Raw genomic sequence first — 23804 nt, 5'->3', positions numbered from 1 at the left:
TAAAATGAAAACAACCGTAAAAAATACTTTGATTGTACTAATTTTAATGTTAGGATACACATCAATTACGCACGGGCAAGAGGCCTTGAGCACGAATGCAAAGAAAAACTTAAGTATAATAGAACCATACGATATAGAAGTAACATTCGATAAAACCTCACATCTATTATTTCCCTCTGGTATTCGTTACGTAGATTTAGGAAGTACTAACTTGGTTGCTAGTAAGGCTGATGATGCTGGTAATGTTTTGAGAGTAAAGGCATTTGTTCGGGATTTTGAAGAAGAAACTAATTTTTCAGTAATTACGGAAGACGGAACTTTCTATAGTTTTAATGTCTCCTACAATTCATGTCCTAGGGTTACTAATTATAGTTTTACTAAAACTCAAAAAAGGGATAGTAAATGGAATTCAAAACCAATTTTGTTTAAAGAACTTGGAACAAATTCGCCCAACCTGGTCGACGAATTAATGGAGGAGATATACAAGCAAGACAAACCCTTTATAAAACAAATTGGTACAAGAAAATTTGGAATAGAATTTCTTTTAAAAGGAATTTATATTAACGACGACAAATTTTATTTTCATATACAAATTAAGAATTCAAGCTTCGTTTCTTTTCCTATTGATTTTATTAATTTTAAAGTAGTAGATAAAAAGAAAGCCAAACGCACGGTTGTACAAGAAGTAATTAAACATCCAATACGAGTTTATAAATCTATCGATGAGGTACAAGGAAAAACGGTTTCCAGAAATATTTTTGTTTTGGATCAATTTACGATCGCTGATGACAAAGTACTGCGCATAGAACTCCATGAAAAAAATGGCAGCCGATTACAAGTTTTGGAGATTAAAAACAGCCACTTACTTAAATCTAAGTTAGTTAAGAAGCAACATATAGCGGAAGATTTAGAGTAGTGATCAAAACTAAATAAAAGTGATTGCTTTACTAGATATAGTTTAGCTGTCACTTTGATTTTAAAAATTATATAAAAATGTAACTATCTTTAAATAAGACACTTGTTGTTAGGTTGTTGCTAGTTTGTTGCTTTTTTTTATAAATTTATAAAGTAATTTTTATAAATCTTTGAATATGAATCCTGCATTGTTTTTAGGTATAATTGCTCTAATTATAGGTGTAAGCCTTCGATATTGGATCAATAGACGCAAGTTTTACAGACGGAGTCCAATGGGAGTAGAGGGGTTTTCGAGTTACGAAAAATCAGTAGTAGTAACATTCTTTGAAAGAGTGACCATATGGATTTCCATTGGATTAATTATTTTTGGACTTCTTATGTTATGGAGTTATTCGAAAAAGGAGTCAAACGAAAAGAGGCCAGCTCCAATCAAAGTAGAAAATTTACAATAATAAAGCGGCATTCTTTTGCTTCTTTTCTTTTGACGCTTTTGTGGAAAGAAAAGAAGGCGGTAATAAATAATAGGATAACGAATATCCTATCATTTAACTCGAACCTTTTCAGAAAAAATAGAAGGAAGCATTGCATACTGATTACTTTTTTCTGAAGTGGTTCAACTAGTTTCTTCAAAAAGACTTTCCCGACCATTTGGAAGGGAAGGTCTTTTTGAAGTTCAAAATTGTAGTATATATATTCCGTAATACAAAAATTTAAAACTAATTAAAATAGACGGCCACTACCAAAGTGGACCGTCTATAGTTTTTAAAAGGATTATTAATTAAAACAATTCACACCCAGTTTTTGAAAATTAGTACAGATTTCAAAAGCTTTTTGAGATTTTAATTGAGCAGTACCTCCCAAAATAATGGATTGTAATTTGGCTTCGGTATCCTTGTAGCTACGTACATTTTGGTAGTAGCCTGTTACAGCGTTGTAAGCTCCAAACAAAGTTCCTTTTGTAGTGTTCATTTGTTGTGAGTCACTTGTCATAGCATAGGCAAAAGCATCTTCAACGGTATTTTTAAATACTGTGGATATTTCGTCATCATTTCCAGCCTTAAGATGTTGTAAGGTTTCTTTGTTAGGGCATAGTGCGAATTGGATCATTTTTTTAATCTCATTGTCGGCCACTTTTACTTTTGCCCAATTATTAAAAATGTCCTCTAAATGATTGCTAAATTCGTTTGCCAATCCCATTACTTTGTGCGCATTCTCCAAACGTTGTTTTGCTCCTGAAGTATGGCGTATGCGTACTACATTACTCATATTGCGAAGAGATGCGTTTAGGGTATTTTGGCAAACAATCCTAACGGGTGTAAATGCTGCCGTAATGCTTCCGCTACCATCGTGTGAAGTAGTGAGGAAAATATATTTTTCTGTAACATCATCACCATTGCCCACACGAATATAGTCTGGTAATTTAGCCGTAATAAAAATACGTTCTCCATTTCCTAAAGCGCCTGCAGTCTCGTACAAAATTCCATCAGTACCATCTACAATAGCATCAAAGAAACTAAATGCTTCACGATTTTGTACAATGTGATACTCTTTACCTACGACACCCAAAACAGCATTGTTATCCGTGCGTATAGTAGCAAAATAATTGGGTACTTTGAACTCGTTGTCTCCCATAGCTAAATTGTCAGTAGGATCAATTATGTTTGATGCGTTGGTATAAAGAGGACTTTTTATAACTTCATAATCAAGTCCTGCGTGCTTAATTGCTTCTGCACTTGTGGGATAGTCTGTTACTATTTGACCCAAACCGTGCCAAGCTTTTTCTAGTACGCTAAAAAAGGAATAGCGACTAGTTCTTTCGTTGTAATTTAAATTGTGTGCCATGATATTAAAATTTTAAAAGTTAAAAAAATGATTAAGTATTTAGTGTTAAAATGGTAGGTCATCAATAGGTTCTTGCATCATGATCTTTGTGTTTTCTTGTTTTACGATAGCCTGTGCGTGTTCTATTTTCTTACTACCTCCGTGTAATTTTATAGTCGATGTGTGAAAATTTAAGCTAGATCTTAGTTCCCCGTTATTAGCAGTCCAAGCTCTTGTACTTACTCTTCCCGCTAGCTCTACTAAAGCACCTTTAATGAGTATTTTTGCTACATTTGGACTTATCCAGTAAGAGCAATCAAAATAGCTAGTTTGCTCTATGCGTTCGCCTTGCTCATTTCGATAGCTATCATTGATAGCTACTGAAAAATTCACTACTTGTTTATCCTACGGTGTTGTGTGTACTTCCGCATCCCTTGTCAATTTTCCGATGATGTTCATGATTTTTATTTTAGGATTATTTTTAAATTAATGTATTCGGTAATGAGAGGAGGTGCTGTTTTGTTTCATTCTAATTCCAATATAAATAGTATAAAATTTCATTGTTGACATTTTTTTTATTCGTCCAAAGAGCCGGAGTATGCTATGTTTCGTTTCGAGAGCATAAAAGGTTAGTGTTTAGCAAAAACAAGGTTTTATCAAATAAATACTACCCGAATGGGTGGAGATTTTTTGATAAACCCGCAGGGCTTGACCTTTTTTTTGCGTTAAAAACACTAGAATACCTTTGCTCTTGAAATGAGACAATTTAGCATACTGGTTTTTGAATAGTAATAGACTGGAAGCAAGGTTGCAAAGAGGATTGTATGGGATTATAAAGAACAAGGTGACTCGTCAAATAAATAGTATGTAACATTATCAGTCCACTATTTATCCAAAATAATGGTATGGTTAGATAAGCCATGAAAAAGGATCTTGAAAATTATGGATACGTAGCCGCTTAAATTTTCAAGATTCTTTTATTGATTATCCGACTAAGCTCTTTTGTGCTGAAGCGTAGCGGAAGTATAAATGTGCTTTGAGGATCGTATTGAATTATAATTGCTGCTCTTTAAACTGTTTATAATTCTAATTTCATAAAAATGAAATACCTCTTAAGTGATTTAATGTTTTAGATTAGTGTGAAATAACTAAAGAATAGGACTTAAATCATCAGCCTTTTATTGGTAGTATTTTAGGAATAAGGAATTACGATTTACTAGTAAACAGAAGTTGTAAAGTCAATATTGTATTAAATTATAGACAGTTGTAGTCAAATAGTGTCTTTAGATGACAGTGTACAGTTTATGAAATGGTTCTCTTTAAATTTAATCAACTAATTTTTATTGTTAACATTACAATTATCATTTAGTTGCTTAACGAAGAAAGGGAGGTTGTTTATGGAGGATGAAGTTAAAGACTTGATTAATATAGATATAGACTTGTTAAAAGATATAAATAATATTGAGAAAGAACAAAAATTTGTAAATTTGTTGGTCGATATTATTATCACAATCACATTAAACGAATTAAATGAAAAGAGCGATTAGATATTTAAGGTTCAGTCAATTGGGGCAAAGTAATGGTTCGATTGAAAGGCAGGAGCTTTATACAGATCAGTGGCTACAATTTAACAATGTTGAATTAGCTGATACTTTTATTGACCGCGGAAGAAGTGCAAAAACATTTGATCGCCCCGATTTTATAAAGCTTCAAGCGTTTATTTCCAAACATTTTAAAAGTGTTGATTATCTTCTGGTAGATCAGATGGACAGGTTTAGTAGAGATGCCGGTGAAGCAATGAGTATGGTTAAAATGCTACAACGGAAATACAGTATTCAAGTTGTAAGTGTCACTGAGGGAATAACATTTGATTATGATACGCCAGGAAGCTTTTTTAGAGCGGGACTACAACTTCTGCTAGCAGAAGAAGATAATATTAATAGAAGTATTAAAATCAGAGGTGGTTTATATACGGCTAGAGCAAAAGAAGGACGATATATTGGAATTAAGGCTCCCTTCGGCTATGTTAAATCTGGTGAAGGAAAAGCTAGAATGCTAGTAATTGAAGAGTCTCAGGCTAAGACTATTAAATTTATGTACGATTCTTATCTGCATGATATTCCACTTTATATAATTAAAGAACAAGCGTTTAAACTGGGGTTTAAAGCGAGAGGAAATACTGCCGTTGAGCGGATTTTGACAAATCCTGTTTATGCAGGTATGTTGCAGGTACAGGGTTATAAAGAGTATCCTGGAGGAATATTTCCTGCAATACATGAGGCAATAATCGATAAGACAACTTGGCAATTGGTTCAAAATAAAATGAAGAAGCCTGAAAAAATCAGGACAATATTGGATGAAAACTTACCACTTCGGGGAGTTTTAAAATGTCATTGTGGAAACATACTTACAGGTGCTCCATCAAGAGGAAAATCTGGAAAGTATTTTAACTACTACAAGTGTAAAACGTCTAAACATAATAATATTAGCGCACTCAAAGCGCACAATCAGCTTGCTGAAATTTTTGAGCTGATGAGTTTGCCACAAAATATAATATCTGATATTAAAAAGTCTTCTGTTACAAAAATGGATGAGAATTTAAAATCTAATAAACTTGTAATAAATCAAAAGAAAATTCTACTAGATGCAGCTCAAGAAAAAATGTTTTCTGTTGAAGAGAAATGGATTAAAAATGAGATATCTAAAGACACATATGATAGATGGTATACCACTTATAATACCGAAGTCACATCTTGCAAAGATTCTATCACTCGTCTAAGCCATGTAGATAAACATGCATTTAAAATTTTACAAAAAAACTTGGATTTACTTGTTGATTTAAAATCATTATATAATCGAGCTACTATTACCCAAAAGAGAGAATTTGTAAAGCTGGTGTTCGACAGCAACTTATACTATCAGGATGGTATCTATCGAACACCTACAATGATTGATTTATTATCTCGTAATCACCTGTTAATGAAGGAAAAAGGTTTACTTTTATATAATAAAAAAAGGGATGATTTTTCAATCATCCCATCCAGTGGAGTCGCCGAGAATCGAACTCGGGTCCAAACAAGCAACTAAAAAGCTTTCTACGCGTTTATTTTCTGATTGAGTTTTCGATATTGTGCTAGGCCAGAAACAGCCACACGATACGTATCTTCTTAATTTTGAAATCCACCCGAAGCTCATGGAAATCTAGGTTTATTTTTACGGTTCCCCTGAACTGAACGCCACAAACCAAGGCTTTCAAGGGGAATCCAGCTTTCCTATCTGATAGGAACGTGGCTTAATCGTACTATAATTCGGATTATGCAGCTAAAGCGTAGTTATTTTCGCCGTGTAAAATTGTAAGATCTTATATTTACGAGCAAGGTCTCAATGCTCGACGTGCTTACTTATCAATTCGACTTGCTGTCAAAACCAGTCGACCCCTTTTTTATTTCAAAATACGGATTTGAATTTTGAGTTTGCAAATGTACACTTTTAAACTTGAATTTGGATCGCTAAATATGCAAGTCAATTATAAAAAGGATTTTTATTTTAATTATCTCTTAATTTGAATGGGTAGTCACCAAATAAAACAGCTAATTTCCTTACGTCATAGGTTTTTCTAGTAAATTTATTAGATAGTGCTATTATGGTAACGCCTTCTTTTCTTAAAGTAATATAAGCTGATGTGTTTCCATGCCACCAACCGTTGTGAAAATAAAAATTTTGTCCCGTCTCCCAGTTTATCATTCGAATCCCAAGACCATAATTTTTAGTTCCTTTGCGTTCATTACTATACCCTTTGTATACTTGACTTTGTAGTTCAGGGGTTAAAAAAGTAGAACTGTTTCTCGCTCTATCAAATTTCAATAAATCCCGTGGTGTTGAATAGATATTCTTATCTCCATAAACCGCATCCAAGTAATCTTTACCAATTTCCACTTTGTTCCCTTTATAAGAAGTAACAGCAGTATCCTTATCTTTTTCATAATCAAATACATAGGTGTTTTTCATCCCAAGGGGCTTGAAAATGATTTGTTTCATGGCTTCTTTATAGGAGAGTTTTGTTATTTTTTCAATGATTAGTGCCAACATCGCATAATTAGTATTGCAATAACTAAAACGGGTGTCGGTCTTGAACTCTAAACCAATTTCTTTAGTAGCCATAATTGTCAAGATATCCTGATTACTGAGGATGTTGTGTCTATCCCAAATTGTTTTGTCTCGATCTGTAAAATAGGCGTAATTACGCATACCACTTCTGTGATTCAATAAGGTCTTTATTGTAACATCTGGATAAGGAAATTCCTTTAGAATTGTATTTACTTTTTGATCTAATTCGATTCTTTTGGCATTTACTAATTTCAAAATTGCAGTTGCAGTAATTACCTTACTGACAGATGCGATGTGAAGAGGCGTAAAGGGCGTAATTAATGTTTTGTCCCTGAAATTAGAGTTTCCTTCGTATTTTTCATAAATAATTTGGCCGTTTTTTGCTACCAGAAAACTGCCGTTGGCACTATTATTTGGCCAGTTTTTTTTATAAAAAGAGTCGATTTGAAGTTTTTTTGCATTGATGTATTCCGCCGTTAATTTGGGCTCAGCTTTTGTTAACGGCTTCATCTTCGGGAGTGTACTCTTTGGAAGTTCAGCATCTTTTAATTCAACTTTCTTTTTCTCTTTGTCACAAGAGCTTAAAACCAAAAAGAGGATAAATATATGTAGTATCTTTGTTTTTTTTATAAAGTTCATTTCAGTAGTGCTAGTGAGGCAAATATATAGAATCAATGTGTTTTGATACCTTGTTTTTTTAAACCTTAACACTATTTTATTAATGGTTAATTATCAAAAATTTTGTATCATTTTGTGCATCAGTCAATAGTAGTTTTCAAACTATTAAATTTAATAAAAAAAATAAATTGAATTTAGTTTAAATTGTTATATTTGTAACAAATAAACTTAATAAAGTTATATTAATATAAATCATAAGCATTCTTTACACATGAAATTTGGAATTTTAAAAGAAAGAAAAAGCCCGCCAGACAGAAGAGTAGTTTTCTCTCCTAATGAATTAATAAAGTTAAAACAACAGTATCAAAATGTCTCAGTACACGTGGAGCGCTCTGATATTAGGGTTTTTACAGATAAGCAGTATGAAAATCTCGCGATTGAATTGATTGACGATTGTAGTGATTGCGATATTTTGTTTGGAGTAAAAGAAGTACCCGTAGAAAATTTGATTGCTAACAAAACATATTTCTTTTTTTCTCATACTATAAAAAAACAGCCATACAATAGAAAGTTGTTACAAGCAATTTTGGAAAAAAATATTGATTTGTACGATTACGAAACTATTGTAGACGAACAAAACCGCAGGTTAATTGGTTTTGGAAGATACGCTGGAATTGTGGGAGCTTACAATAGTATTCGTGCTTTTGGTGTCAAATTTGAATTGTTTAAATTACCAAAAGCGGAAACGCTTGAGGGTAAAGAAGCACTGATTACGCATTTGAAAAGAGTGGTATTACCGCCTTTAAAATTGGTTATTACTGGAACAGGTAAAGTGGGGAACGGTGCTAAAGAAATTCTGGATGCTATAAAAATAAAGGAAGTTTCAGTAGAAAATTATTTAACCAAAAACTATTCACAGCCCGTTTATACTCAAATAGATGTTTTAGAATATAACAAGCGCAAAGATGGGCAAATTTTGGATTTCACGGATTTTTATCAGAATCCAACAGAATACGTTTCTGATTTTGAAAAATTTACAAGAGTATCTGATATTTACATTACGGGACATTTTCATGCAAATGAGGCTCCGGTGATTCTTACTCGGGAAATGCTACAATCGAACGATTGCAAGATCAAAGTAGTTGCTGATGTTTCATGTGATGTTAATGGCCCGATAGCCTGCACGCTCCGGTCATCTACAATTGCAGAACCATTGTACGGGTATTTACCAAACGATCATAAAGAAGTAGACGTTTTTCATCCTGCAGCAATTGTGGTTATGGCAGTCGATAATTTACCCTGTGAATTGCCTAAAGATTCTAGTGAAGGTTTTGGAGAAATGTTTATGGAACATGTTATTCCTGCTTTTTTTAACGAAGATAAGGACGGTATTTTAGTAAGAGCAAAAATTACTGAAAACGGAAAGCTAACCCCAAGATTTAGTTATTTACAAGATTATGTGGATGGTAAATAAATCCTATTCGTTTAAATAGATTCTAAACCTGTACTGTAAATTACAGGTTTTTTTATGGATTTTTGAATGCTAAATGAATACGCGCTTTGTCAAACATTATAATTCAATTAACACCACATAATTTTTGGCTCAAAGGGAAATGACTAATTTTGAGCAAAACTTGACCTTGATAATGAAAAAAAACATTCCAATTTCTATATTAGAATTAGCTATAATTACACAAGATAGTGATGCAAAAGAAACATTCCAAAAAACAACAGCACTTGCTCAACAGGCAGATAGTTTAGGGTACAATAGATTTTGGTTAGCGGAACATCATAATATGGCACATGTAGCCAGTACTGCAACGGTAGTCCTTATTGGTTATATCGCTAGTCAAACTCAAAATATTAAGGTAGGTTCCGGCGGAATAATGTTACCCAATCATGCTCCGTTAATTGTAGCAGAACAATTTGGAACTCTTGAAATTCTATATCCAAACCGTATTGATTTAGGATTGGGTAGGGCACCTGGAACGGATGGATTAACCGCACAAGCTATTCGAAAAGATTTCTTCGAGCAATCGCAGCACTTTCCTCAAAATGTTGCAGCACTTCAAGAATTTTTCTCAGAGGAAAATGCTACTGCAAAAGTTCGCGCCTTTCCAGCAGAAGGAACGAATGTTCCCATTTGGATTTTAGGTTCTAGTATGGATAGTGCTGCTTTGGCTGCTTCTAATGGATTACCGTATGCTTTTGCAGGACATTTTGCTCCAAAACAAATGTATCAGGCTTTTGAGTTTTATCGAGAAAATTTTAAGCCTTCTAAATTTTTAGAACAGCCTAAAACGATGGCATGTGTCAATGCAATAGCGGCTGATACAGACGAGGAAGCCGAGAAATTAGCAACTAGTTTGACTCTAATGTTTCTGAATTTGATTCGGAATGACAGAAAGCCATTGCAGCGTCCTTTAGATTCTATGGATGGAATTATGAGTGAAGAAGAACATTTTCATGTAAACCAAATGACTTCCTGTTCGTTTGTGGGTAGTAAAAAGAAATTAGAAACTGAATTGAAGCAATTTATTGATTACACACGTATTGATGAATTGATGATTACCAGCCCCATTTTTAACCAGAATGATAAATTAAAGAGTGTACAACTAATGAAGGAAGTTATTGATACAATCAATATTGCATAGCATTTGTACTTTTTTTTAACTTAAATAACGTATATTTTGAGAATTTAAACCGTACAAGTCTTGAAGGTGGATCTAAGAAGCTCAATTATTAGATTTTGCTATGAAATAAATTAAACAATAAACCCTGCAATGTAAGTTGCAGGGTTTATTGTTTATAACGCATTAAAAAATTAGTATTAATTATTTAAGGCTTCCAACCATATCTTCTGGTTTTACCCAAGCATCAAAATCTTCCGGAGTTACATATCCTAAACGTACCGCTTCTTCTTTGAGCGTTGTTCCGTTTTTATGGGCTGTTTGAGCAATTTCAGCTGATTTGTAGTACCCGATTTTCGTATTTAAAGCAGTAACTAACATCAATGAATTGTCAACTAATTCTTTAATTCGCTTGTAGTTTGGTGCAATTCCTTGAGCGCAATGTTCATCAAACGACACACAAGCATCACCTATTAAATGGGCTGATTGTAAAAAGTTTGCAGCCATTAATGGTTTGAAAACATTCAATTCATAATGTCCTTGCATTCCACCAACAGAAATGGCAACATCATTGCCCATTACTTGTGCGCAAACCATAGTCAAGGCTTCACATTGTGTTGGATTTACTTTTCCTGGCATGATAGAAGAACCTGGCTCATTTTCAGGAATAATGATTTCTCCAATTCCTGAACGAGGTCCAGAAGCTAGCATACGTACATCATTGGCAATTTTATTCAATGAAACGGCCAGTTGTTTTAAGGCACCATGTGTTTCTACGATGGCATCGTGTGCTGCTAAAGCTTCAAATTTGTTTTCGGCAGTAACAAACGGATGTCCAGTAAATTCAGCGATATAGGCGGCTACTTTTACGTCATATCCTTCTGGAGTATTTAATCCAGTTCCTACTGCAGTTCCTCCTAAAGCTACTTCTGATAAGTGTGCCAACGTATTTTTAACTGCTTTCAGACCATAGTTTAGTTGCGCTACATATCCTGAAATTTCTTGACCTAAGGTTAGTGGTGTTGCATCCATTAAATGGGTACGACCAATTTTTACCACAGTATTAAATTCAACTGCTTTGGCATGAAGCGTATCTCTTAATTTCTCAACACCAGGAATTGTAACTTCAACAACTGCTTTATAAGCAGCAATGTGCATTCCTGTTGGGAAGGTGTCATTTGAAGATTGTGATTTATTTACATCGTCATTGGCTTTAATAAATTGTTCGCCTTCGCCAATGTTGAACCCTTTTAAAACTTGTGCACGATTCGCAACTACCTCGTTCACGTTCATATTACTTTGCGTTCCGGAGCCGGTTTGCCAAATGACCAAAGGAAATTCAGTGTCCAGTTTTCCGGCTAAAATTTCGTCACATACAGCAGCGATAGCATCTCTTTTTTCGATTGGCAATACTCCTAAATCGCAATTGGCGTAAGCCGCAGCTTTTTTAAGATAAGCGAAACCTTCGATAATTTCTTTTGGCATCGAAGCTGATGAACCTATTTTAAAGTTATTGCGAGAACGTTCTGTTTGTGCGCCCCAATACTTGTCAGCAGGAACTTGAACTTCACCCATGGTGTCTTTTTCTATTCTAAATTTCATTTTGTGTATATTTGAGTAAGTGATTATTGGCTTTTTAACTTGTAAGTTCGTTTATAATAATTTTTATGAGCCCCGATATTAATGAAAATCCTTTTCTTTTTGTTACCAAAAACAAAAGATGAAGTAAATAGCAGGAAATAACTCCAAATTACGAGTTCAAAACTACGGATAATTCCTTTTTTATAAAAATTGATTGGTAGTTTTTATGTTTTTTTATTGGTAAGAAAAGGAATTAAACTTACATTTGTGGCTACATTCAAAAATTCCGGAAAACATGTTTGAATTTTCACAGTATTTAGGCTTTTTACTTTTCTTAACCATTCTTACTATAGGATTTTGGTTAATGTTTTTTCTTGTAGGTTTCGTTCAATATTGGATTGGCGGTGCTTTATGGGAAATGTATAAAGAAAGAAAAGCAAAGAAAGAACAATCAGTTTAATCTGTTTGTTAAATAAAAAAAGGACTCATGAAAATGAGTCCTTTTTTTATGCATATTTTTTTAATGATCTAAGGGTGAGTAAAAAAGACCCATTTTCAGTAGTCTTTATATTATTATCCTTGGTAATCCCCTTCATTATCATTTTGCGTTTTTCTAGGCTGTTTTTCTTTTTCGTTTTTTGGTTTGTTAAAACGATACGTAAAGGATAAACTAAATTGTCTTTCTCTCCACTGCATTTCACTGTAAGAACTTGCAAATCCTGGAAGGAATGTTTCCATCATTCTTTTTCTGGAATTGAAGACATCACTAATATTGAATGAAAGAGTTCCTTTGTCTTTCAGTATGTCTTTGCTAAAGGCTAAGTTTGCACTAAATATACCTAAACTTCTGCCTTGAGCATTGTTTTGAGGGCCATTATACGTAGCATTTGTCTGCCAGTCAATTTTATACGGTAAGGTAACTTTTGAAGTGATCCTAGTAAACCATGAGGTTGCGATGTTGTCAAAATTTTGTGTAATTACGTTATTGTTAAAATCAGTATAGACAAAATCCCCTTGTGTTTCGTTTCTGAAGAAATTGAAATTTCCGTTTAATTTCCACCATTTATATGGGGAATAATTTAAGGTAAATTCAAACCCTGCTCTGTATTCTGTAGCTAGATTAATTGGGGAACTAATTGTTACGGGAATTCCATTGACAAAATCTCCAGATTCTCTTCTGGCAAATTGAAAAACATCTGTTGTTTTATTTACATACAAGGAAGTATTAAAGGTTAATTTTTCCCATCTTTTAATATAACCAAAGTCAATAGCATCTGAAAATGCCGGATCTAAATCTGGATTTCCAACAAAAATATTGATGTTACTGGATAAGTTGCTGAAGGGGTTTAACATTCGGCCTCTTGGTCTTTGTATTCTTCGGCTGTAGCTTACAGAAGCACTGCTTTTATCTGAAATCTCATAAGTGAAGAAGGCACTTGGAAAGAAGTTGTTGTATTTTTTAGTATTAAAATCATTCGTAGCCAATTGATTGATGTCAATGTTTGAATCTTCAAAACGCAATCCGAATAATGCTGAGAATTTATTTATTTTCATACCATATTGTGTGTATACAGCATTTATTTTTTCATTGTATTCTAATGTATTTGTGAAATTAGTATTAATGACTCCGTCATTTTTAACTTGGTAATCCGTTAATAATTTTGAAAAGTCACCACGATAACCTGCTTCAAACTGACTTCCTTTTCCAAAAGGCAAGACATAATCCATTTGTAGTAAATTTCTGCTTTGATTTTGGTTATTGATGGTGTTATCAAATTTTACCACATTAGTATTGGTGGCTCTATCTGTAATTACGGCATTATTAATATCATCACTTGTAGAAAACGAACCGTCAATAGTTAATTTATGGCCATCTTTTTTAAACTTTTTAGTGAAGTTAGTGGCAAACTCTACATTTTCACTATCACTACTTTCTAAATTGATTCGATTGCGACTGTAATCAAAAGTATTGTCTCCTTCAAAATAGTCTTGAAAAACGTTATCACGATTATCCCCTATACTTTTTCGATAATTGAAGGTATTTGTCCAAGCAGTTGATTCGTTTAAATACCATTCCATTCCAAAATTTCCGTTATAGCCTTTATTGTATCGATCATTTACTCTGCTTTCATCTACAGAATTATTAATCGAGTTATCAGAATTTAAGTAATCGGTATTAGTAATTGCATTACCAGGACTGTTGCGTTTATTATATCCTTGTGTTGTGAAAAGATTAAAGTTTTTTGATTTGTAGTTTAATGTTCCGCTCAAACCATTATTTTCAGGGTATCCTGTTGAAGCAATAAAAGTTCCATTTAGCCCTAAATTTTTTCCTTTTTTCAAAATAATATTCAATAAACCTCCTCCGCCTTCAGCATCATATCTTGCAGAAGGATTTGTGATTACTTCTACTTTTTCAATTGCATCCGCAGGAATTAATCGCAATGCTTCAGCAATATTAATGGCATTTGAAGGTCTGCCGTCAATTAAGACCCTAACATTTTCATTGCCACGAAGGCTTATATTTCCTTCAACATCAACTGAAACAGACGGAATGTTGTCTAAAACGTCACTCACGGTTCCACCTTTTACCATAAGGTCGTTCCCTACGTTATATACTTTTTTATCTAATTTTATTTCAACTGTGGTTTTTTCGGAACGAATAATAACCTCATTCAATTGATTGGCATCTTCTTCCAAGCTAATTAAACCTAAACTTAAACTTGACTGAAGATTTTTTTGTTTAATTTCATTTACTTTAAAAGATATAAATTCAATTTTTATATCATAAACACCTGGTTTAATTTCAATGTCAAATTCTCCCTTTGGGTTTGTAATACCACCGGCAACTGGTTTAGGATTGTTGGGAGTTAAAAAAGTTATGGTAGCATATTCAAGCGGTTGTTTGCTTATTTTTTCGATTACCTTTCCTGTAATTTTAATTTTTGGTACAATTGGACCTTCTTGGGCAAAACTGAATAGGGTTGTAAAAAAGAGAACAAGAATTAAAACGGGATTTATTTTTTTCATTTTTAAAAAAACTATGGTTACAGGTGTTAGAATATAAAAAAAGGATTTGGTTTAATCTTACAAATCACAAATAAATGTTAATTTGAGAAAAATAGATCTAAGATATGAAAACAGCCACTTTTTCTAAATCTCTTCCTATTATTGCTTTATTCCCACGGAGAACAATAGGTCTTTCTATTAGAATAGGATGAGAAATCATCGCTTGAATAATTTGTTCATCACTCATTTTTTGGTCTTTAAAATTTTCTATCCAAATTTTTTCTTTTCGGCGTACCAATTCTCCAGGTGCGATATTTAGTTTTTGAAGGATATTGGATAACTCTTCAAATGAAGGTGGGGTTGTCAAATAATTTATAACTTCAAATTCTTTTTTTGTTTTCTCTACAAGTGCTAAGCAACTTCTAGATTTTCCGCAGCGTGAATTATGGTATATTTGTATCATCTTTTATTGTATTTCTATTAATGCTAATTAAAATTGTAGGGTTGTTTCAAGTGTAACAAAAATAACATTTGTTAAACTAATCAGGTATAAAATTAAACTAAAAATTCATGTTTATAGAACAAGGTTTTAAATCAGAAAATAAATTTTGGAAATATATTTTAGGATCAGTACTCCTAATTTTTGCGTCATTTATTGGTCAGATGCCAATATTGATTGCTATTATGTACGAAACATTTTTCAATGGCAAACCGTATCCTACAAATGATAAAGCAGTAATGCAATTTTTCGAGCCCAATTTAACTTTATTTTTGATACTGATTTCATTCGTTGTTACTATGCTTGGAATTTTTTTAGTAATGCGTTATCTTCACCATCAGACGCTTCTTTCTGTAACGACATCAAGAAATAAAGTAGATTGGAAAAGAATTGTATTTTCATTTTCGATTTGGGCTGTATTTACAATTGTAACCACAATGTTATTCTATTTTTATAATCCAAGTGATTTTATAATCAACTTTAAACCCATCCCATTTGCTATTTTGGCTGTAATAGGAATCTTTCTCATTCCTATTCAAACCAGTTCTGAGGAATACATTTTTAGAGGATATTTAATGCAAGGATTTGCTAATTTGGCTAAAAACAAATGGTTTCCCTTGCTAATGGTTTCCCTTATTTTTGGTGGAATGCATTTTTTTAATCCTGAGGTTGCTAAGATTGGTCCTATTGTTTTGGTTTATTATATAGGGACGGGTTTGTTTTTGGGCATCCTTACTCTGATGGATGAGGGAATGGAACTCGCTTTGGGATTTCATGCCGCTAATAATTTAGTGGGGGCTTTGCTTGTAACTTCGGATTGGTCTGCTTTTCAAACACATTCAATATTAAAAGATATTTCAGATCCATCAGCAGGATTGGATGTTATTTTTCCGGTTGTAATAATTTACCCAATTCTTTTATTTATCTTTAGTAAAAAATACAACTGGACCAACTGGAAAGAAAAGTTAACTGGTAAAATCTAGGGATTATAACTTTAGATAATTTTAAAAACACACACCATCATGACCAATACCATCACCTATCATAATGTGCATAATCTATTTAAATTGAATGGATTTCATTTAGATCGAAATGATTTATGCCGAGTAGCTTATAGTTTTATTAAAGAAGGAGAAGAATATGAAAAATCCGTTGGCGATTTTATACTCGATTGGTTTGACAATAAATCTTTTCTTGAATTGAATACTTCAGGGACAACAGGAAAACCTAAACTAATACGAATTGAAAAACAAGCTATGGTTAATTCTGCAATTGCCACGGGCGATTTTTTTGATTTACAACCGGGTGATAAAGCATTACATTGTTTACCAACCAAATACATAGCTGGAAAAATGATGTTTGTGAGAAGCTTCATTCTGGGACTTGATATTGATTTTGTAGCGCCAAGTTCACATCCTATGTTACACAATGATAGTAAGTATGATTTTGTAGCCATGGTACCATTGCAAGCCCAAAACTCGTTAGAAGCACTAAACAATGTAAAAAAGATGATCATTGGAGGTGCAAAGTTGAGTAATGGATTGGCGAAGGGACTTTCTAATCTAAAAACAAAGGTTTATGAAACCTATGGAATGACTGAAACGATTACTCATATTGCTGCAAAGCAAATAGGAGAGGAAGCTTTCTCTGTCTTACCGGATATAAAAATCACTAAAGACGATCGAAATTGTTTGGTTATTGATGCTGCTAAAATTTCAAATGAATCTATTATAACCAATGATTTAGTAGAATTAGTAGGCGAGAACCAGTTTGTTTTCTTAGGCAGAATGGATAACATAATTAATAGTGGAGGTATTAAATTAATACCAGAAAAAATTGAGGATAAATTGTCTCATAAAATTAATTCCAGATTTTTTGTAACGGGAATTGAGGATGTTGATTTAGGCGAAAAATTAGTTTTAGTAATAGAGGGTCAGAATCAAACGTTAGATGAAAATATTTTTGATTGTTTGGATAAATATGAAAAACCAAGACACGTATTTTATGTAGCAAATTTTGCCGAAACCGAAAACGGAAAAATAAAAAGGAAAGAAATTTTAGAAAGCATTTAATGGTTGTTAAAAATAGAAACGGATTATAATTTAGCTATCTCTAAGTTTATCATTGCTCCATTTTAAAATAATAATCAGCAGAATTTTTGCCACTTCCATAAAATAAAAAAGCAATACATATCCCTAACGTGAGAACTGCCAGCAGTAAATTGGGCAAATTTTCTCCCAGAAAATTTACAATTATAGCTCCTATTAATATAGGCAATTGTGCTAGTATTGCCCAGCGTGTGAGTAAACCAAATCCGATCATAATTCCTCCTACCAAATGTGCCGGAGCTATGTAATGAATAAGGAACATTCCTCCCCCAATAGTATCTATTGGGGATATTAAATCATGTAAATATTTAATGTTTGTTATAAAATAAATACCTTTCATAAATAAAAAGATGCCAAGTGCTATTCGGGCTAAATCTACTGTTAAATACGTATGGCCATTAGCCCACTTATTTAAGTTTTTCACATTGTTCATGATTTTGAAGTTTTAGATATTTAACACTAAGTTACTGATTTTTAATTAAATGAATTTATTTTTTTAATAATTATAAGCCATTATTTTTCTAATTTAAGAAGCGATAATTGATTTTCAGACCAAGACTATTTTCTGCATGACCATGAGCTAAAAATTGAGTTAGATTCATTGACAACCCTAATTTATTCTTATTGGGATTAATCATAAAATACCTCCCCAAATACAAGCCTGAACACCATCCAAATTGCTGGTCACTGGCGTATTCTGATACAAACCCCAACCCAATCTTGCTGTCTTCATCAGATAGTGCATATCCAATCCCGGTTTCGGCACCCCAAAACCATTTTGAATTCATGTTAAACTGGACATTAGGCTTAAGGCAAAAGAGACTAAAGTTGTTGTGACTGGCTCTTTCTTGTAATGTGCTTTCAGAGGTAAGTATTCGAGTATTTTTCCGGATAAAACGATAATCATAATCCAATCGAATTCCCAGTTCTAATTTTCTAGAAATTATTTTCCCTATTCGTGTATTGAAGCCTATTCCCAGCCTATGGGTACGATACATTTCTATATGAACCGGCAAAGAGGCATTGATTCCTGCTTCAAAATAAACTGGTTTAGCTTCCTTTGAAGTAATGGGGTTTTCAGGTTTAATTTGTGCACATATAGACTGACCTATAAATATTACAATACTTAGTAGTGGAACCAAAATCTTTTTCATTTGTATCAATTTTAGATTAGTAAAATGAATTAAGTGAAGATTTTTAGGTGTTAAATAATAAATAAGGCTGTTTTACAACTACTATAAATGAGTTGTAAAACAGCCATAAATTTACAAAATATTATTTTAAATACTTGATAACGACTGTTAAACCTGTATTACGCCTAAGTTGAATTTTTTTTCAATAGGTGAGTGGTTAGCTGCTTCAATTCCCATAGAAATCCAAGTTCTGGTGTCTAAAGGATCAATTATAGCATCTGTCCACAATCTAGAGGCAGCATAGTAAGGTGAAACTTGTTCATCATATCTAGCTTTTATCTTATCAAATAATTCTTTTTCTTTTACTTCATCTACCTCTTCTCCTTTTGCTTTGAGTGAAGATGCTTCAATCTGTGCCAATACTTTAGCGGCTTGGGTTCCGCCCATAACAGCTAATTCTGCACTTGGCCAGGCAAAAATTAATCTAGGATCATACGCTTTTCCACACATGGCATAATTTCCAGCTCCATAGGAATTTCCTACAATCACCGTAAATTTAGGTACAACTGAATTTGATACTGCGTTCACCATTTTTGCACCATCTTTTATAATTCCGCCATGTTCTGATTTAGATCCCACCATAAACCCAGTTACATCTTGTATAAAAACTAAAGGAATTTTTTTCTGGTTGCAATTAGCGATGAAACGGGTGGCTTTGTCTGCACTATCCGAATAGATTACGCCTCCAAACTGCATTTCGCCATTTTTAGTTTTTACTACTTTTCGTTGGTTGGCAATGATTCCCACTGCCCAACCTTCAATTCTGGCATAACCGGTAATAATAGTTTGACCGTAACCCTCTTTATACGCTTCAAACTCGGAATTGTCAACTAAACGATTAATGATTTCCATCATGTCATATTGTTCATTTCGAGCTTTTGGTAAAATACCATACATTTCCTTTTCGTCTAATGCTGGCTTTTCTGCTTTAATTCGGCTGTAACCGGCTTTATCAAAGTCTCCTATTTTGTCAACTATATTTTTTATTTTATCTAACGCATCTTTGTCATCTTTGGCTTTGTAATCCGTAACTCCTGAAATTTCACAATGCGTTGTTGCTCCGCCTAATGTTTCATTATCGATGCTTTCGCCAATGGCTGCTTTGACTAAGTAGCTTCCTGCTAAGAAAATACTACCCGTTTTTTCAACAATTAAAGCTTCATCACTCATGATTGGCAAATAGGCACCTCCGGCAACGCAACTTCCCATTACGGCAGCAATTTGAGTAATTCCCATGCTGCTCATTTGGGCATTGTTTCTAAAAATACGTCCAAAATGTTCTTTGTCCGGGAAAATTTCATCTTGCAAAGGCAAATAAACGCCAGCACTATCCACTAAATAGATAATTGGTAATCTATTTTCCATAGCAATTTCTTGAGCGCGCAGGTTTTTTTTAGCAGTGATTGGGAACCAAGCACCTGCTTTTACAGTAGCATCATTAGCAACAACGATGCATTGCTTACCTCTAATATATCCAATTTTAACTACAACACCACCTGAGGGACAACCACCATGTTCGGCATACATTCCTTCCCCAACAAATGCCCCAATTTCAATACTTTTCGCTTTTGGATCCAATAAATAATCGATTCGTTCGCGTGCGGTCATTTTGCCTTCGCCGTGTAATTTTTGGATGCGTTTTTCACCGCCGCCCAATTTAACAATGCTTAGTTTTTGACGTAAAGCGGATAGTAAAAGTTTATTGTGGTCTTCGTTTTTGTTGAAGTTCAAATCCATGATGAAATAATATTAAGAAAGTTTGCGCTAAAATACAAAATCCAACTAAATATTTTTTATTAATTTAAACTGTAAACGACGAAAATCGATTTATGTTTACTATTAAAACAAAAAAACAGAAGCGAACTCCTGTTTTTTTATGAATTTAATAAAAAAGACACGTTTATTTTTTAGATTCATTGACGAGTCTTTTCAAAATTGCCCATTGTTTCAATGCATCACGTGCCTCGACAGCAGGGTATCCTAACATGGTTTTTCCAGCAGGAATATCTCCTGTTACACCAGATCCAGCACCTACAATGGCACCGTCACCTATAGTTGTGTGGTCTTTTATTGAAGCACTTCCACCAATTATAACACCGTTACCCAACGTTACTGAACCTGCCAATCCACTATTTCCAGCCATGATGCAAAACTTTCCGAGTTTACTGTTATGACCAATTTGGACTAAATTATCAATTTTACAACCGTCACCTAAAACGGTAGAGCTAAATTTCCCTCTATCAACGCAAGTATTAGCGCCAATTTCAACACTATTGCCAATAATCACGTTTCCAATTTGCGGTATTTTCACCAAACCTCTTTGCGGATCAGGGCGAAAGCCAAAACCATCGGCACCAATAGTAGCATTGGGATGTACTATACAATCATTACCTATATGGCAACGTTCTCTAATAACGGTTCCAGACCAAATAACCGTGTTTTTTCCTATGGTACATTCATCAAGAATAGTCACATTGGGATAAATTGTAGTGTTGTCGCCAATTACAACTTTAGGACCAATATAAGAACCTGCACCAATTCGGGCTCCATTGCAAATAGTGGCAGTTTGATCTATTGTTGCGGTGGGATGAATGTCAATGTGAAATAGAGGAGTAGGAGGCGCAAAAAGCTCCAATACCTGTGACATGGCTAAATCAGCATTTTTTACCTTTATAAAAGCCTTGTTTTCTCCCGGTTCGATACTGATATCTTCATTAACAACCGCTACGCAAGCATTTGATGTAGTCCATAATTTCTCATATTTTTTGTTTCCAATAAATGAAATTTCGGTGGTATTGGCCATTTCTAATTGTTCTGGAGCTGTAATTTTTTGGGTTGTGTTCCCTATAATTACTCCATTTAGAATCGTGTTGATTTCTTGAATTGTGTAGGATTTCATTACGTATTTATTGGATTTGGATTTGTTATCGTTTCCAAATAAAATCATTTAACGTTGAAATTGCAAATGTTTTTTTGTGTTGGGAAAAAATCATTCTTTAATACCATTAAAAAATCCCCACAAACCTTTCCATAAAGGAATGCTGAGGGGACTTTAATTATTTTTAAAAGTAGTACTGGCTACATTGCTATTCTTCTTCTTTCTGCCCCATCATCATCAAATAGGCTTTCAAGAACTCATCAATCTCCCCATTCATCACGCCGTCAACATTACTGGTTTCATAACCGGTTCGTACATCTTTGACTAGCTTGTAAGGTTGCATTACATAATTCCTGATTTGGGATCCCCATTCTATTTTCATTTTTCCTGCTTCGATATCCGCGCGTTGTGCTTGTTTCTTTTTTAACTCAATTTCGTATAATTGAGACCGTAACATTTGCATGGCGCGTTGTCTGTTGTCTTGTTGCGATCGGGTTTCGGAACATTGTATTTGAATTCCGGTTGGTTTATGAAACAATTGTACTTTAGTTTCTACTTTATTTACATTTTGTCCTCCAGCACCACTGGATCGCGACGTTGTAATTTCAATATCAGCAGGATTAATATCAATTTCGATACTGTCATCTACCAGCGGATACACATAAACGGAGGCAAATGACGTGTGTCGCTTGGCATTACTGTCAAATGGTGAAATACGCACCAATCGGTGTACGCCATTTTCTCCTTTTAAATAACCAAAGGAATAATCGCCTTCAAATTCGAGTGTTACGGTTTTTATACCAGCAGCTTCTCCTTTTTGGAAATTCAGTTCTTTTATTTTGTAATTGTATTTTTCACCCCACATCATGTACATGCGCATGAGCATTTCGGCCCAATCACAACTTTCAGTTCCACCGGCACCAGCAGTTATTTGTACAACAGCACTCAAAGTATCGCCTTCATCCGAAAGCATATTTTTGAATTCTATTGCTTCAATGTGCGCTTGAGTAGCAATGTAATGTTCGTCTAATTCTTCTCCGGTAAGCTCTCCTTCTTTATAAAAATCATAGGCAAGTTGCAATTCGTCCGTCATTTCGACTGCTTTATTGTAATCTTCAATCCATTTTTTTTTATTCCGAAGATTCTTTACAATGATTTCAGCATCTTTTGCGTTATTCCAAAAGTCTGGAGCAAAAGTTTTTTCTTCTTCGTTTGAAATTTCAATTAATTTGGCATCAACGTCAAAGATACCTCCTCAACGCACCAAGGCGCTCTACAATACCTTTAATTTGTTCGGTAGTTGTCATAAATTATGTAATTTTGTCGGACAAAAATAAACAAATTTAGCGAAGAGACAAATTGCAACTAGTTTCTGGCACAAATAAAATAGCACAAATAAAAAATAAAATGGAAATAAATTTAATTAGCGATACAATCACAAAGCCTTCAAATGAAATGTTACAGTATATGTTCAAAGCCAAAGTTGGAGATGATGTATACAAACAAGATCCGACCGTTATTGAACTAGAGGCCAAAGTTGCAGCAATGTTTGGAATGGAAGCCGGACTTTTCTTCCCATCGGGAACAATGGCAAATCAAACGGCTATAAAATTGCATACGCAACCTGGAGAACAGTTAATTGCGGATAAATATGCGCATGTATATCATTACGAAGGTGGAGGCGTTTCTTTTAACAGTGGTGTTTCCTGTTGTTTGTTAGACGGAAATCGCGGAATGATAACTGCAGCACAAGTGGCTGGAGCAATTAATGATCCGGAGTTTTATCACAGCCCATTAACAAGTTTGGTTTGTGTAGAAAATACGACTAACAAAGGCGGTGGTGCTTGTTATGAATTAGAGGATTTACAAAAAATAAAGCAGGTTTGTGATGCAAATAACTTGAAATTTCACTTGGATGGTGCCCGAATTTGGAATGCATTAGTAGCCAAAAATCAAAATCCAAAAGACTTTGGGAAATTATTTGATACCATTTCGGTTTGTTTGTCTAAAGGTTTAGGGGCGCCAATTGGTTCGGTGTTATTGGCAGACAAAGCTACTATTCACAGGGCATTGCGAATCAGAAAAATATTAGGTGGAGGCATGCGTCAAGTAGGGTATTTGGCCGCAGCAGGAATTTATGCTTTGGATAATAATATAGAACGTCTTGCTGAAGATCATAGAAGAGCCAAAGAAATTGCCCAAGTATTGAAAAAGGTGAACTGGGTAGCTTCAGTAGAACCAGTAGAGACTAATATTTTAATTTTTTCATTAGTTCCACATTATGACGAAAAGAATTTAATTGAATTATTGAAACAAAAAAACATCTCAATTAGTTCTATGGGGCACGGAAAACTCAGAATAGTGACGCATCTGGATTACAGAGAGGTAATGCATACCTATGTTTTAGAAACGTTGCAAAAAATGGTACTATAGTTTAAAAAATTT

The 23804-nt window shown here is 33.9% G+C and carries 19 protein-coding genes, 1 other RNA gene and 1 pseudogene; 9 read left to right on the top strand and 12 right to left on the bottom strand.

Translation table 11 applies throughout. The features are described from left to right. The first annotated feature begins 4 nt into the window (after nt 1-4). Both traN and ACNQF9_RS08630 read left to right on the top strand, forming a co-directional pair. The gene (gene traN, locus ACNQF9_RS08635; protein WP_417990025.1) at nt 5-916 is read left to right on the top strand and encodes a conjugative transposon protein TraN; all 912 of its coding nucleotides are present in this window, start codon (nt 5-7) and stop codon (nt 914-916) included. Between the two features lie 175 nt (nt 917-1091). Then, nucleotides 1092-1367 carry a molybdenum ABC transporter permease gene (locus ACNQF9_RS08630; RefSeq protein WP_417990024.1) on the top strand — a complete coding sequence of 92 codons (276 nt, stop codon included), beginning with the start codon at nt 1092-1094 and terminating at the stop codon, nt 1365-1367. A gap of 322 nt (nt 1368-1689) precedes the next feature. On the opposite strand, the gene ACNQF9_RS08625 is transcribed toward ACNQF9_RS08630, so the two are convergent. Together ACNQF9_RS08625 and ACNQF9_RS08620 are read right to left on the bottom strand one after the other, a co-directional pair. Next, complete coding sequence (locus tag ACNQF9_RS08625; protein WP_417990023.1) at nt 1690-2757, bottom strand: DUF932 domain-containing protein; 1068 nt, start codon at nt 2755-2757, stop codon at nt 1690-1692. Nucleotides 2758-2802: 45 nt separating this feature from the next. Beyond that, a pseudogene (locus tag ACNQF9_RS08620) lies at nt 2803-3195 on the bottom strand (single-stranded DNA-binding protein). Between the two features lie 1071 nt (nt 3196-4266). Here ACNQF9_RS08620 and ACNQF9_RS08615 point away from each other — a divergent pair. Then, on the top strand, nt 4267-5823 hold the full coding sequence (locus ACNQF9_RS08615; protein ID WP_417990022.1) for a recombinase family protein: 1557 nt from the start codon (nt 4267-4269) through the stop codon (nt 5821-5823). Here the strand turns inward: ACNQF9_RS08615 and ssrA are convergent. Both ssrA and ACNQF9_RS08605 read right to left on the bottom strand, forming a co-directional pair. Continuing rightward, nucleotides 5778-6174, bottom strand: a transfer-messenger RNA (tmRNA) gene (ssrA, locus tag ACNQF9_RS08610). The two genes, ACNQF9_RS08615 and ssrA, sit on opposite strands and share 46 nt — an antisense overlap. A gap of 108 nt (nt 6175-6282) precedes the next feature. Further along, entirely contained in the window at nt 6283-7482 is a 1200-nt protein-coding gene (locus tag ACNQF9_RS08605) for a serine hydrolase domain-containing protein (RefSeq protein ID WP_417959943.1), read from the bottom strand. Between the two features lie 250 nt (nt 7483-7732). Here ACNQF9_RS08605 and ACNQF9_RS08600 point away from each other — a divergent pair, with 250 nt between their 5' ends. Beyond that, nucleotides 7733-8935, top strand: a complete 1203-nt coding sequence (locus ACNQF9_RS08600; protein WP_417959944.1) for an NAD(P)-dependent oxidoreductase — start codon at nt 7733-7735, stop codon at nt 8933-8935. Between the two features lie 172 nt (nt 8936-9107). Next, nucleotides 9108-10115 (top strand): LLM class flavin-dependent oxidoreductase, encoded by a 1008-nt coding sequence (locus ACNQF9_RS08595; RefSeq protein WP_417990021.1) that lies wholly within the window; start codon nt 9108-9110, stop codon nt 10113-10115. 180 nt (nt 10116-10295) lie between these two features. Here the strand turns inward: ACNQF9_RS08595 and fumC are convergent, their stop codons facing one another. Further along, nucleotides 10296-11693 (bottom strand): class II fumarate hydratase, encoded by a 1398-nt coding sequence (gene fumC / locus ACNQF9_RS08590; RefSeq protein WP_417990020.1) that lies wholly within the window; start codon nt 11691-11693, stop codon nt 10296-10298. A gap of 274 nt (nt 11694-11967) precedes the next feature. On the opposite strand from fumC, the gene ACNQF9_RS08585 reads away from it, so the two are divergent. After that, entirely contained in the window at nt 11968-12132 is a 165-nt protein-coding gene (locus ACNQF9_RS08585) for a hypothetical protein (protein ID WP_091170588.1), read from the top strand. Between the two features lie 113 nt (nt 12133-12245). Here ACNQF9_RS08585 and ACNQF9_RS08580 read toward each other — a convergent pair whose 3' ends face one another. Together ACNQF9_RS08580 and arsC are read right to left on the bottom strand one after the other, a co-directional pair. Beyond that, nucleotides 12246-14702 carry a TonB-dependent receptor gene (locus ACNQF9_RS08580; protein ID WP_417990019.1) on the bottom strand — a complete coding sequence of 819 codons (2457 nt, stop codon included), beginning with the start codon at nt 14700-14702 and terminating at the stop codon, nt 12246-12248. A gap of 97 nt (nt 14703-14799) precedes the next feature. Next, complete coding sequence (gene arsC / locus ACNQF9_RS08575; protein WP_417959948.1) at nt 14800-15144, bottom strand: arsenate reductase (glutaredoxin); 345 nt, start codon at nt 15142-15144, stop codon at nt 14800-14802. A gap of 107 nt (nt 15145-15251) precedes the next feature. Here arsC and ACNQF9_RS08570 point away from each other — a divergent pair, with 107 nt between their 5' ends. Then, on the top strand, nt 15252-16163 hold the full coding sequence (locus ACNQF9_RS08570) for a CPBP family intramembrane glutamic endopeptidase (RefSeq protein WP_417990018.1): 912 nt from the start codon (nt 15252-15254) through the stop codon (nt 16161-16163). Nucleotides 16164-16202: 39 nt separating this feature from the next. Continuing rightward, a complete protein-coding gene (locus tag ACNQF9_RS08565; protein ID WP_417959950.1) occupies nt 16203-17252 on the top strand; it encodes an AMP-binding protein in 1050 nt (349 codons plus the stop codon). Between the two features lie 49 nt (nt 17253-17301). On the opposite strand, the gene ACNQF9_RS08560 is transcribed toward ACNQF9_RS08565, so the two are convergent. The 5 genes from ACNQF9_RS08560 to prfB form a co-directional block, all read right to left on the bottom strand. Continuing rightward, nucleotides 17302-17721, bottom strand: a complete 420-nt coding sequence (locus ACNQF9_RS08560; protein ID WP_417959951.1) for a DoxX family protein — start codon at nt 17719-17721, stop codon at nt 17302-17304. 88 nt (nt 17722-17809) lie between these two features. Further along, nucleotides 17810-18442: a hypothetical protein gene (locus ACNQF9_RS08555; protein ID WP_417959952.1), complete on the bottom strand. Its 633-nt coding sequence runs from the start codon at nt 18440-18442 to the stop codon at nt 17810-17812. A gap of 147 nt (nt 18443-18589) precedes the next feature. Continuing rightward, nucleotides 18590-20218 carry an acyl-CoA carboxylase subunit beta gene (locus ACNQF9_RS08550; protein WP_417959953.1) on the bottom strand — a complete coding sequence of 543 codons (1629 nt, stop codon included), beginning with the start codon at nt 20216-20218 and terminating at the stop codon, nt 18590-18592. Nucleotides 20219-20381: 163 nt separating this feature from the next. Beyond that, nucleotides 20382-21380 (bottom strand): UDP-3-O-(3-hydroxymyristoyl)glucosamine N-acyltransferase, encoded by a 999-nt coding sequence (gene lpxD, locus ACNQF9_RS08545; protein ID WP_417959954.1) that lies wholly within the window; start codon nt 21378-21380, stop codon nt 20382-20384. Between the two features lie 187 nt (nt 21381-21567). Continuing rightward, nucleotides 21568-22666 (bottom strand): peptide chain release factor 2 gene (gene prfB / locus ACNQF9_RS08540; RefSeq protein ID WP_417959955.1). Its coding sequence is split into 2 segments (ribosomal slippage): nt 21568-22602 and nt 22604-22666, totalling 1098 coding nucleotides; the frame shifts between segments, so codons are not numbered across the junction. Between the two features lie 100 nt (nt 22667-22766). Between prfB and ACNQF9_RS08535 the strand changes: the two genes are divergently transcribed. After that, nucleotides 22767-23792 carry a threonine aldolase family protein gene (locus ACNQF9_RS08535; protein WP_417959956.1) on the top strand — a complete coding sequence of 342 codons (1026 nt, stop codon included), beginning with the start codon at nt 22767-22769 and terminating at the stop codon, nt 23790-23792. Nucleotides 23793-23804 lie beyond the last annotated feature (12 nt).

Origin of the sequence: Flavobacterium amylolyticum (assembly GCF_048284335.1) — a bacterium.
Lineage (GTDB): Bacteria > Bacteroidota > Bacteroidia > Flavobacteriales > Flavobacteriaceae > Flavobacterium.
Note: the sequence above shows the minus strand (reverse complement) of the source record. Positions and strands in the feature narration are given on the sequence as shown.

Coding starts and splice junctions, on each gene's coding strand:
- traN (WP_417990025.1), top strand. CDS start 5: ATGAAAACAACCGTAAAAAATACTTTGATTGTACTAATTTTAATGTTA.
- ACNQF9_RS08630 (WP_417990024.1), top strand. CDS start 1,092: ATGAATCCTGCATTGTTTTTAGGTATAATTGCTCTAATTATAGGTGTA.
- ACNQF9_RS08625 (WP_417990023.1), bottom strand. CDS start 2,757: ATGGCACACAATTTAAATTACAACGAAAGAACTAGTCGCTATTCCTTT.
- ACNQF9_RS08615 (WP_417990022.1), top strand. CDS start 4,267: ATGAAAAGAGCGATTAGATATTTAAGGTTCAGTCAATTGGGGCAAAGT.
- ACNQF9_RS08605 (WP_417959943.1), bottom strand. CDS start 7,482: ATGAACTTTATAAAAAAAACAAAGATACTACATATATTTATCCTCTTT.
- ACNQF9_RS08600 (WP_417959944.1), top strand. CDS start 7,733: ATGAAATTTGGAATTTTAAAAGAAAGAAAAAGCCCGCCAGACAGAAGA.
- ACNQF9_RS08595 (WP_417990021.1), top strand. CDS start 9,108: ATGAAAAAAAACATTCCAATTTCTATATTAGAATTAGCTATAATTACA.
- fumC (WP_417990020.1), bottom strand. CDS start 11,693: ATGAAATTTAGAATAGAAAAAGACACCATGGGTGAAGTTCAAGTTCCT.
- ACNQF9_RS08585 (WP_091170588.1), top strand. CDS start 11,968: ATGTTTGAATTTTCACAGTATTTAGGCTTTTTACTTTTCTTAACCATT.
- ACNQF9_RS08580 (WP_417990019.1), bottom strand. CDS start 14,702: ATGAAAAAAATAAATCCCGTTTTAATTCTTGTTCTCTTTTTTACAACC.
- arsC (WP_417959948.1), bottom strand. CDS start 15,144: ATGATACAAATATACCATAATTCACGCTGCGGAAAATCTAGAAGTTGC.
- ACNQF9_RS08570 (WP_417990018.1), top strand. CDS start 15,252: ATGTTTATAGAACAAGGTTTTAAATCAGAAAATAAATTTTGGAAATAT.
- ACNQF9_RS08565 (WP_417959950.1), top strand. CDS start 16,203: ATGACCAATACCATCACCTATCATAATGTGCATAATCTATTTAAATTG.
- ACNQF9_RS08560 (WP_417959951.1), bottom strand. CDS start 17,721: ATGAACAATGTGAAAAACTTAAATAAGTGGGCTAATGGCCATACGTAT.
- ACNQF9_RS08555 (WP_417959952.1), bottom strand. CDS start 18,442: ATGAAAAAGATTTTGGTTCCACTACTAAGTATTGTAATATTTATAGGT.
- ACNQF9_RS08550 (WP_417959953.1), bottom strand. CDS start 20,218: ATGGATTTGAACTTCAACAAAAACGAAGACCACAATAAACTTTTACTA.
- lpxD (WP_417959954.1), bottom strand. CDS start 21,380: ATGAAATCCTACACAATTCAAGAAATCAACACGATTCTAAATGGAGTA.
- ACNQF9_RS08535 (WP_417959956.1), top strand. CDS start 22,767: ATGGAAATAAATTTAATTAGCGATACAATCACAAAGCCTTCAAATGAA.